We start from the raw sequence: 9,807 nt of genomic DNA, 5'->3' as shown, positions 1-9,807 counted from the left end.
TGGCTAGGGTGACAGGCTTGGCTAAACCGACACCAACGACAATCAGGACTAAGGGCAAGAGGAGCTTAGTTTGCTTGAGAAGCTTTTTGCGCCACAAGACGACTAGGAGCAAGCAAAGACTGGGTACAATCACGATTATGTTTGGTTTGATTAACATTCCAAAAGTCGTAGTCAAAACGAGGATGGTCCCTTTGATTGATTTGGGGCTAGATTTTTCAGCGTTCCAAAATAGCAAAGTTCTGATAATAATTAAGAGAACCAGCATCGAAAGCAAATCAGAATAAAAAATTTGTAAATAGTAGGTGTAAGCAAAGGGTGTGAGTGCTAAAAAGGCTAATGAACCTAATAGGGCCGAGTTCCGTTTGTTTACTTGCCAAACTGTTTTCAGCGTCAAGACGATGAATGTATCCAGGATGCTTAATGAAAGAATATGAATGGCAACATTACTCGAAAGGGCGAGAAGGTTGGTCAGTCGGAGCCACAAGGACAAGAAATAGGCCAAAGTAACATTGTTAGGATACCGCCAAAAGTAAGTTGTATCCCAAGTCAAATGACCAGCAGCGAGTTGGTCAGCTTGAGATAAAATCCGGTATGGGTCGTGGTAGATAGTGTCCGGCATGGCGGTCAGAACATAAATTTGACCGATTACCATGGCGAGTAAGATACCACCGACAATTGCACGAAGCCAAGGGCGAGATAGACGGTTAACTTGCCGTGCTAGTAACTGCGAAAAACTAACTAAGAGGATGACCGCCGCAATAATGACAGTGGCTGTTTTGCTGGTCATGTTACCAGTGATGCCGATGCCCAGGGAAATGATCAGTATCAAGGCTAAAAGGGATGGATGGGCTTTTTTAATCATGAGGGGCTTCCTGACTAATTAGACCGTGGTTGGGGATGAATCTGAGGTAGTAGTCCAATAATTTATTTTGCATTGCTGTCATCAACAGCCAATAGGCACTGGCCAATAGCACACTTGCTAAGACATCTGATGTAAAGTGGTCCCCTAGGTAGACTCGTGAAAATGCAACTAGGAAAATCCAGGTCCAAGCCAAGACATAAGCGATGATACGGCGGCTAGTCGTGGCTTGATTTGATAGTAAAAAGAGCAAAGAGAAAACAAGAATAGCGGTGGTGAAGGTATGACCACTGGGAAAACTATAGCCTGTGTCTGGGACAAGTTTGTAAGTTGGTCGCGGGCGACGCACTAATAATTTGACGATTTCAGCAATCGCTGACCCGGAAAGCTGGATACCAGCCAGGTAGATGGCTGAAAAGGTTTGCCGACGAATAAAAAAGAGATATAAGGCCAAGACTACTGATAGTCCGATTGCGACTGCGGGACTGCCTAAATGAGCAATAACCTTAAAAAAGCTGGTTAAATCATGGCTATGTAAGTGTTTAACAAAGTGATGGGCCCCCTTGTCAACGATTTTGAGAGCAGCAGTATGGAAGACCACGTTAGCAGTCAAAAAAAGGAATAGGATCAATAAATAGTAGCTATAAGTTAATTTTTTCGTTTTCATGAAAGGATCCTCCGATAATATATTTATTTTATAAAACGGGTTTGTTCTAAACAACCAAGGAAAACTAAGGCAAAAATTAATTTTTTTAAGAATTGACTTTAAGTACTGCTACTGTCGGAATCAAGGTCTCTTCCTGGACAATAAAAAACACCCATGCTAGGCATAGGTGTTAAAGGAAATTACTTCAAAGGTACGTCTTGAACCCAACCTTCAGGACCCTTTTCATCGCCATATTGGATGGCAATCAAACGGTCGTACAAGGCTTGAGTCTTAGGACCAACTTCAGTTTCTGAGAAGAAGACATGCTTCTTACCATCATTAGTGATTGATCCGACTGGAGAAATGACCGCTGCGGTACCCATGGCACCAGCTTCGGCAAATTGATCCAAGTCATGAATTGAAATGGCTTCTTCAACTGGGTTCATCCCGAGTTCTTCGGCCAAGGCCAATAGTGAATATTTAGTGACAGAAGGCAAAATTGAAGGAGACTTAGGGGTCTTGAATTGACCATCCTTGGTAATTCCAAAGAAGTTTGCTGAACCAAGTTCTTCAATATACTCATGTTCGCGAGGGTCAAGGTAGACAACATCTGAGAAACCGGCCTTGTGGGCGTTATCACCAGGAAGCATTGAGGCGGCGTAGTTTCCACCAACCTTAGCTTGACCAGTTCCACCATGAGCGGCACGGTCATATTCTGATGTCACAAAGGCTGTTGGTGTCAAACCACCTGGGTAATAGGCACCAACAGGCATGGCAAAGACAGTAAACAAGAAGTCGTGTCCAGGGTGTACACCAATTTCAGGTGATGTTGAAAGCAACAAAGGACGTAAGTACAATGATCCACCAGATTCGTAAGGAGGAATAAATTCTTGGTTAGCCTTAACTACTTCCTTAACAGCCTTCACGAATTCATCTTCGGGGAAGCCGGCCATCATCAAACGTTCGGCTGAGTTATGCATTCGATGGGCATTACGGTCAGGACGGAAGATGTTAACACCGCCGTCCTTACGACGGTAGGCCTTCAATCCTTCAAAGACTTCTTGACCATAGTGAAGAGCAACAGCTGATTCACTTAATTGGAGAGTTGAGTCCGTTGTGAGTTCACCCGGTTGCCATTGACCATCATGGTATTCAGCTCGGTACCGATAAGGAAGATCATGGTAAGAAAAATCCAAGTTATTGAAATCGAGATCGCTCGCTTTTGTTTTCGACATAAAATATTTCCTTCTTTCACTAATAGGTTAATCTATATATTAGAATAAAATGAGAAAAAGTCAAGTGTTATTATTCACTTTTCATCAAAATGAAAGAATTGGGGCTGTGTTAAAATAAAGAAACATAACAATTATTCTCGAGGAAGTGCGATGGTTAATTATCCCAAAGGGGTCACGGGACAAACGGGCCCAATCAATAACAATGTTCGTAAGGGCAAGACAACCCAACGGGGGATGATCTTTGGTCGGCGGGGGATGGGTCTTGAAGACGCAATTAATGAAGCAAACGAGTATTATCTCAGCAATCATTTAGCCGTGATTTATAAAAAGCCAACCCCGGTCACGATTGTGAACGTCGATTACCCGGCCCGGTCAGCGGCTAAAATTACGGAAGCCTACTTTCAAAAGCCTTCCACAACTGATTATAATGGTATCTACCAAGGCCGGTATATTGATTTTGACGCTAAGGAAACGAAAAATAAAACCACTTTTCCAATGAAAAATTTCCATGAGCATCAAATCCGCCACTTAGCAGAAATCGTGGCTCAAGGAGGGGTGGGCTTTGTCTTGGTTCAGTTTACGGCCCTGGATGAAACCTATCTCTATCCAGCTCCCGAGTTGGTTCGCCGCTGGCAAGATTTGGAGGGACACCGGTCTTTGACCTATCAAGAAATTGTCGAGACTGGCTACCAAGTTCCCGCCAAATTAAACCCCAATTTGGACTATTTGCATGCCGTGGACCAGTATTTGCTTGATTTGAATCGGAAATGATGAGGAAGCCATCACTGGTAGCCTGAGTTGACTAAAGGAGGAAGGATAGATGAGTCGAATTTGGATCACGGGCTATCGAACTTATGAACTGGGGGTTTTTAAAGATACAGATCCCAAGGTCCAGGTATTAAAATATGCGATTAAAAAAACACTGATGGAACAGATTGACCAAGGCTTGGAGTGGGTTTTGACGGGTGGACAGTTGGGTGTTGAAACTTGGACTGTTGAAGTTGCTTTAGAATTAAAGCAGGACTACCCAGAATTACACGTAGCGTTATTCTTGCCCTTTGGCCATTTTGGGTCACAATGGAAGGAATCCAGTCAGGCAAAGTTAGCCGACTTGAAGACCAAGGTTGATTTTTATGCTGATGTCCACAAAGAAGACTACCAGAGTCCCCACCAATTACGTCAATACCAGGACTTCCTATTGAATCATAGTGATGGGGCTGTAATGGTTTATGACGTAGACTATCCGGGTAAGGCTCAGTATGATTATCAAGCCATTGAGGATTTTCGAACCCAGCGGCCATACCCATTACAAATTGTCACCATGGATGATTTACAAGAGTTCGCTAGCGATTACCAAGAAGCCTTAAATGAAGATTTAGATTAAAAAAAATGCTTAACATCAATTTAATCTTGACCAATTACACTGATGTTACTAAGGTGTCTATCTTTACTTGATATTGGTAGACGTTCCTGTTAGTATTAGTTTAATTCAAAGGAATTCAAAGGAGTTATTCTTGTGGCACAAGTAAAGTATACTCAAAAAGATATTTATAACCGCGTTTTTAAGGAAAAGCGAGTTGGTGTGGGTTACGACCCTAACGACGTTGACGGCTTTTTGGATGACATCATTTCTGATTATGGTGTCTTTGCCAAGCGGATTGAAGAATTGCAAACTCAGGTTGGTCAATTGCAATCAGCCCTTAAGCAAACCCAAGAAGAATTGGCTCACGAACAAAGCCAACAAATGTCACGCATCCAACCAGTAGTTGAACCAGCACCGGTTGTTGTTGAACCAGAGCCTGTTGCACCAGCAGAACCTGCTGAGTTACCAACTAATTTGGACTTGATTAAGCGTGTGGCTAACTTGGAACGTGCTGTTTTCGGTTCAGAAAATAGTGCGAACTAAGGTCAGATGTGTTAAAATCTTACTGTTAATTATTTTAATTTAAATGTTAGCACTAGTAAGTATCGAGTAATTGCGCATGATATTTCTCATGTGAGGAAGGTCCATGCTCGCACACTCTGCGATGAGTGTAGTGTTTGTGCTGGGATAAAAAATAAACCCAGGGGTGACGTAAGTCACAACGGCGACTGAAATGGCTACGGCTTTGCTATGTCAAAATAGGTCTGAAAGTGCCATAGAAACGAATGCCTAGGTGAAAGTCTAGGACTTGAGACGAGGTAAACCCCACAAGCGGGCAACCCAAACTTTGGTAGGGGCGGCTGACCTAGTGAATTGAAACGATGGTCGGTATGGCGGCAACGCTTAGATAGATGATTACTGAAGGTCCTTAATCCCTGTTGAGGACTGGAACAAAACATGGCCTACAGATACTTACTTTAGGGAGCTCACACTCGTTGTGGGCTTTTTTTTATGTCCATTTATTGGTAGAATGGAATATATATTGATTAGTTGGTGTATTCTTGTAACTAACCACGTGGCGATGCCAATCATTTGGCGTCCAAATCAAGCAATAATTGAACGGCATGACCGTTACGAAGGACTTTGGATATGTTTAAAAAAATGAGTCAGAAGCTTTTAACTCTAGGAACCTTAATGGCTTTAGTTTTGCCACTGCTTGCTCTGCCGGCTTTTTCTTTGGCAACGAGTGCTGCAGCAGACCAAACTGATCCGACACTAACACGAATTCAAAAAAAGGGGACCTTGACGGTCGGCTTGTCTGCCGACTATGCCCCCTATGAATTCCACCAACAAATCAATGGTAAGGACCAAATTATTGGCTTCGATGTTTCTCTAGCACAAGCGGTGGCAAAGAAGCTGGGTGTGAAGCTTAAGATTGAAGATATGGGCTTTGATGCCTTGCTTGGTGCATTGAAAACCGGCAAGATTGACATGATTGCTTCTGGATTTTCAGCAACTCCCGAACGAGAAAGTCAAGTGGATTTCTCCCATGTTTACTTGAAATCACCACAGACAATGATTGTTTTGAAAACTGATGAAGCCAAGTACAAGAGTGGAGATTTATCATCATTTTCAGGTAAAAAAATTGGGGCACAAACCCAAACCGTTCAAGAAGCTGCTGCTAAGACGATTCCAAATGCCAAAGTTGTTGCTTTGCAAAAGTATCCCAACTTAATTTCACAGCTATCGCAGGGCGTTGTTGCTGGTGTTGTCGCTGAAAAGACGATTGCCCAGGCCTATGCGGAGCAAAATTCAAAGTTTGCGGTGGTCACACCAAAGTTCTCTGAAGATTCAACGGGTGCTTCTGCTGTTGCTGTGCCAAAGAATTCACCTGCCTTAGTGGCTAAGATTAATTCCGTGATTGATAAGATCACAACGAATGGTGAATTTAACTCTTGGAAATCAAAGGCGCAAAAGCAAATGTTTGCCAATAAGAGTCAATCTTACTGGGACAAGTACGGCCATTACTTCGTCGAGGGAACCGGGATTACTTTGGCTTTGGCCGTGATCGGGGTTTTGATTGGAACTACTTTGGGAACGATCTTTGCCTTACTGAAATTGTCTTCTGTCTTTGTTTTGCGGGCAATCGGTAATATCTATGTTGAGTATGTCCGTGGAACACCACTCTTAGTTCAGGCCTTTATGGTCTTCTTCGGAACGCAGGCGATTGGCTTGCATCTTTCGGCCTTTGTGGCTGGTGCCCTAGCAATGGGCTTGAACTCGGCCGCCTATGTGGCTGAAATTATTCGTTCTGGAATCGAATCCGTTGATAGTGGACAAATGGAAGCGGCCCGGTCATTGGGCTTACCTCATGGTAAGACCATGCGTCTTGTTATTTTGCCTCAAGCGGTGCGGACAATTTTGCCAGCCTTGGGAAATGAATTTGTTTCCGTTATTAAGGAAGGCTCAGTTATCTCCGTCATTGGTGTTGGCGAATTGATGTACGAAACTGGGGTTGTCCAGGGGGCATCGTTCGAACCATTCTTGCCACTTGTAATTGCCTCATTAATCTACTTCGTTTTGACCTTTACGATTTCACGTCTTTTGGGCTTTGCCGAACGAAAGATGGCTCGTTAATTGAATGTAATTTTGCCGCTAACCGAACAGGTTGGCGGTTTTTATTTGTTGGAAAATAAAAAAGCTGACAACTTATTGTTGTCAGCTGATGGTGAAAATTAATTTTCAAATGTAACACGGACACTTTCCGGAATTGGGAAGTCCTTTTGAACAAGTTCTAGTTCACCAGTTTCGGTATCGCGAGCAAAGACAGAAACGTTATTGGTCTTTTGGTTAGCGACAACTAAGAATTTTTCTGCTGGGTCGAAATTCATATCGCGAGGGAATGAACCTTCAATGTCGATGGTTTGAATTAATTCGATTTCGGAACCGAAGTTAGAAGTTTGGAAAACTGAAACGGAATCATGGCCCCGGTTAGATGTATAGATGAAGCGACCGTCACTAGAAACACGGATAGCGGCTGCTCCATTGTGGTCGTCCCAGTCAGTTGGAATCGTTGAGATTGTCATGATATGGGCGAATGATCCAGTATCTGCATCGTATTTAAGGACGGAAAGAAGTGAAGATAATTCACCCAAGAGGTAAGCATATTGTCCGTCGGGTGAGAAGCGGATATGGCGGGGACCAAAGCCGGCTTCCGTTTGGTAACGGGCTACTTCGGTCATGGCTCCTTGGTCATCGAGGTCCAAAGTGATGACTTCATCAGTTCCCAAATCAACGACGACCAAGCGGTTGTCTGGTGTTAAGTTTGTGAAGTGGACATGGGCAGCATCTTGTTCTGGACGGGGACCCTTACCGTGGTTGTACCAAGTATCTTGTAGGGTCAAAGATCCGTCACCTTCAATTTTGAAAACTTCTACCATACCACGGTGATAGTAACCGGCAAAAACAAATTGGCGGTCTTCATCGATACCGATGTAAGCCGGGGCAGAACCTTCCGTTAAGTTGATACCGAGTTCTGTCATAGGGCGGGTAGCGTTATCAAGGGCCAATACGCCGGCCTCATCGCCACGCTTTTCAACGGAATAGACTTTGTTAGCCTTTGAAATGGCCAAGTAGGTTGGGTTAGTAGCCTCGAAAACTAGGCGTGGCTCGCTCAATTGGCCAGTCGCATCGTTGAAATCAGCCTCATAAATACCCTTTGAACTTTGGCGGGTGTATGTACCAAATAATACGTGATGAACTGTCATGTCTTGAATCACTCCTTCTTCTGTTTTGTAATCAGAGTTATTGTAGCATATTTTGGCTATAATCATGGCTAAAGAAGTTAGAAAAAAGCAAAACTCGATTTGGTTCTTTTACTAGGCTAAGGCTGAGAAGTTGTTAATTCAGTTCTTTTGTCTAAGGGCTATGGTAAAATATTAAGTATTACAAATATTGAGTAAGGGAGTCGTTATGGCGCAGGAAAAGGAAGTTAAAAAGCCTGGAATTACATCAACTAAAGGTATTAAAACCTTGGTTGCCGTGGTTTTGATTTTGTTGATAATTTGGTTAGGGTACCAAGTCCGCTTTATTTTTGGCCCAATTGAATCGTTTTTTACAGCTGTTGGGGCACCGATTTTAATCGCTGGGGTCTTTTACTACCTGTTGAACCCGCTCGTTGGCAAGTTGGAAAGGTTGTTACATTGGAAGCGTAATTATGTTGTCCTAGTTGTACTGCTGACTTTTATTTTGATCCTAGTCTTAGCCGTGGTTTTCTTAACACGGATTGTAGCTGACCAGGTGGCAGTTCTTTTGAACCACTGGCCAAACTACGTGAAAGAGGGACAAGATTGGATTAAATCAACGCTGAGGGGGGAAGATTTCGACCAACTCCGGAATGCCTTGGTAACATCAAATGATCAAATTAATAAGACCGCCATCGATTGGGTTCAAAACCACTTAGGTGATGGCCTACTTGGGGTAGGACAAATTGCGGCTAAAATTAGTGAAGTCGCTGTTGTCTTGGTCTCAACACCCTTTATCTTGTACTACCTTTTGGTTGATGGCAGTCGTTTGCCTAACTTTATTATCGATAAGTTGCCACCAAAGGCTCGACCTTCAACGCGTCACCTATTAACCGAGCTTTCTAGTCAAATCTCTAAGTATATTCGTGGTCAGCTTGGAGTCGCAACGTCAGTTGCCATCATGTTCTCAATTGGCTATACGCTAATTGGTTTGTCATCTGGAATTCTGTTGGCCATTTTGGCTGGAGTTTTGAATTTGATTCCATATTTAGGGTCATTCTTGGCCCAGGTGCCGGTCTTTGCAGTTGCCTTTGTGACTGGAGGACCGAAGATGGCGGCCTTGGCAGCCTTGGTTTTGGTAATTGAACAACCATTAGAAGGGCACCTGATTACACCTAAAATTTTGGGTGACGCCCTAGAAATTCATCCAGTAACCGTTATTATTGTTTTGTTAGCAGCTGGTCAAATATTTGGGTTACTCGGCTTTATTCTGGCGGTTCCAGGCTATGCGGTCTTAAAGGTTTTGGTCGTTCATTTGTATACCTGGTGGCGGACCAACTCAGCATTATTTAAAGAAGAATTAGGAGACAAAGAATGACGAATCATATTGTATTGTTTGAACCGGTCATGCCGGCTAATACGGGAAATATTGCCCGGACAACGGCAGGAACAAACGCGGTCCTACATTTGATTGAACCACTTGGTTTTGATATTTCAGACAAGGCCGTTAAACGAGCCGGGTTAGATTACTGGGACCATGTTGATTTGCATACTCACGCCTCGTTACCAGATTTCTTAGCAACGTTGTCTGATACTGACCGCTTGTACTTGGTTTCTAAGTTTGCGAACCAGGATTATACTGACCCAGACTATGCTGCCGAGGGTGGGGACAACTACTTCCTCTTTGGTAAGGAAACGACGGGCTTGCCAGAAGTCTTTATGCGCCAAAATCCTGAAAAAGCCATCCGTATTCCGCAAAATGATAAGAATATTCGGTCATTGAACTTGTCGAATACGGTTGCGGTTGTCTTGTTTGAAGCCTTGCGCCAACAGGACTTTGCTGGCTTGGACAAGATTCATACCTACGAACAAGATAAATTAAAGTAATTGCTAAAAATAGCTTGCAATTCCGTCGGTCAGTTGCTATACTAATATAGTTGTCTGATAGAGATATCGGCAAC

General features: G+C 43.3%; 9 protein-coding genes, 1 other RNA gene and 1 pseudogene. 7 read left to right on the top strand and 4 right to left on the bottom strand.

The window, feature by feature from the left end; all coding sequences use genetic code 11:
• The 3 genes and pseudogenes from AOQ29_RS07355 to AOQ29_RS07345 form a co-directional block, all read right to left on the bottom strand.
• A pseudogene (locus AOQ29_RS07355) lies at positions 1–862 on the bottom strand (hypothetical protein); the annotation flags it as partial.
• Positions 855–1,526, bottom strand: coding sequence for a phosphatase PAP2 family protein (locus tag AOQ29_RS07350; RefSeq protein ID WP_061993831.1), 672 nt, complete (start codon positions 1,524–1,526; stop codon positions 855–857). The gene AOQ29_RS07350 and the pseudogene AOQ29_RS07355, both read right to left, overlap by 8 nt.
• A gap of 179 nt (positions 1,527–1,705) precedes the next feature.
• Positions 1,706–2,740: a branched-chain amino acid aminotransferase gene (locus tag AOQ29_RS07345; protein WP_061993830.1), complete on the bottom strand. Its 1,035-nt coding sequence runs from the start codon at positions 2,738–2,740 to the stop codon at positions 1,706–1,708.
• Between the two features lie 150 nt (positions 2,741–2,890).
• Here AOQ29_RS07345 and recU point away from each other — a divergent pair, with 150 nt between their 5' ends.
• The 5 genes from recU to AOQ29_RS07320 all read left to right on the top strand — a co-directional run bounded on the left by recU (position 2,891) and on the right by AOQ29_RS07320 (position 6,740).
• On the top strand, positions 2,891–3,511 hold the full coding sequence (recU, locus tag AOQ29_RS07340; protein ID WP_061993829.1) for a Holliday junction resolvase RecU: 621 nt from the start codon (positions 2,891–2,893) through the stop codon (positions 3,509–3,511).
• 49 nt (positions 3,512–3,560) lie between these two features.
• Complete coding sequence (locus AOQ29_RS07335; protein WP_061993828.1) at positions 3,561–4,124, top strand: DUF1273 domain-containing protein; 564 nt, start codon at positions 3,561–3,563, stop codon at positions 4,122–4,124.
• A 132-nt stretch (positions 4,125–4,256) separates the two neighbouring features.
• The gene (locus tag AOQ29_RS07330) at positions 4,257–4,646 is read left to right on the top strand and encodes a DivIVA domain-containing protein (RefSeq protein WP_061993827.1); all 390 of its coding nucleotides are present in this window, start codon (positions 4,257–4,259) and stop codon (positions 4,644–4,646) included.
• Positions 4,647–4,704: 58 nt separating this feature from the next.
• An RNA gene (gene rnpB, locus AOQ29_RS07325) (RNase P RNA component class B) lies at positions 4,705–5,073 on the top strand.
• Positions 5,074–5,252: 179 nt separating this feature from the next.
• Complete coding sequence (locus tag AOQ29_RS07320; protein ID WP_061993826.1) at positions 5,253–6,740, top strand: ABC transporter substrate-binding protein/permease; 1,488 nt, start codon at positions 5,253–5,255, stop codon at positions 6,738–6,740.
• Between the two features lie 98 nt (positions 6,741–6,838).
• On the opposite strand, the gene AOQ29_RS07315 is transcribed toward AOQ29_RS07320, so the two are convergent.
• Complete coding sequence (locus tag AOQ29_RS07315; protein ID WP_061993825.1) at positions 6,839–7,870, bottom strand: lactonase family protein; 1,032 nt, start codon at positions 7,868–7,870, stop codon at positions 6,839–6,841.
• Between the two features lie 205 nt (positions 7,871–8,075).
• Here AOQ29_RS07315 and AOQ29_RS07310 point away from each other — a divergent pair, with 205 nt between their 5' ends.
• Positions 8,076–9,224 (top strand): AI-2E family transporter, encoded by a 1,149-nt coding sequence (locus tag AOQ29_RS07310; protein WP_061993824.1) that lies wholly within the window; start codon positions 8,076–8,078, stop codon positions 9,222–9,224.
• The gene (locus AOQ29_RS07305; RefSeq protein WP_061993823.1) at positions 9,221–9,733 is read left to right on the top strand and encodes a tRNA (cytidine(34)-2'-O)-methyltransferase; all 513 of its coding nucleotides are present in this window, start codon (positions 9,221–9,223) and stop codon (positions 9,731–9,733) included. Before AOQ29_RS07310 ends, AOQ29_RS07305 begins: the two co-directional genes overlap by 4 nt.
• Positions 9,734–9,807: the final 74 nt, after the last annotated feature.

The sequence above is a fragment of the Fructobacillus ficulneus genome, assembly GCF_001047075.2.
In the GTDB taxonomy this organism is placed as follows: Bacteria; Bacillota; Bacilli; order Lactobacillales; family Lactobacillaceae; genus Fructobacillus; species Fructobacillus ficulneus.
This window is presented reverse-complemented; position numbering and strand designations above follow the sequence as displayed.

Excerpts from the sequence above, each read along its gene's own strand:
- AOQ29_RS07350 (WP_061993831.1), bottom strand. The coding sequence starts at position 1,526 with ATGAAAACGAAAAAATTAACTTATAGCTACTATTTATTGATCCTATTC.
- AOQ29_RS07345 (WP_061993830.1), bottom strand. The coding sequence starts at position 2,740 with ATGTCGAAAACAAAAGCGAGCGATCTCGATTTCAATAACTTGGATTTT.
- recU (WP_061993829.1), top strand. The coding sequence starts at position 2,891 with ATGGTTAATTATCCCAAAGGGGTCACGGGACAAACGGGCCCAATCAAT.
- AOQ29_RS07335 (WP_061993828.1), top strand. The coding sequence starts at position 3,561 with ATGAGTCGAATTTGGATCACGGGCTATCGAACTTATGAACTGGGGGTT.
- AOQ29_RS07320 (WP_061993826.1), top strand. The coding sequence starts at position 5,253 with ATGTTTAAAAAAATGAGTCAGAAGCTTTTAACTCTAGGAACCTTAATG.
- AOQ29_RS07315 (WP_061993825.1), bottom strand. The coding sequence starts at position 7,870 with ATGACAGTTCATCACGTATTATTTGGTACATACACCCGCCAAAGTTCA.
- AOQ29_RS07310 (WP_061993824.1), top strand. The coding sequence starts at position 8,076 with ATGGCGCAGGAAAAGGAAGTTAAAAAGCCTGGAATTACATCAACTAAA.
- AOQ29_RS07305 (WP_061993823.1), top strand. The coding sequence starts at position 9,221 with ATGACGAATCATATTGTATTGTTTGAACCGGTCATGCCGGCTAATACG.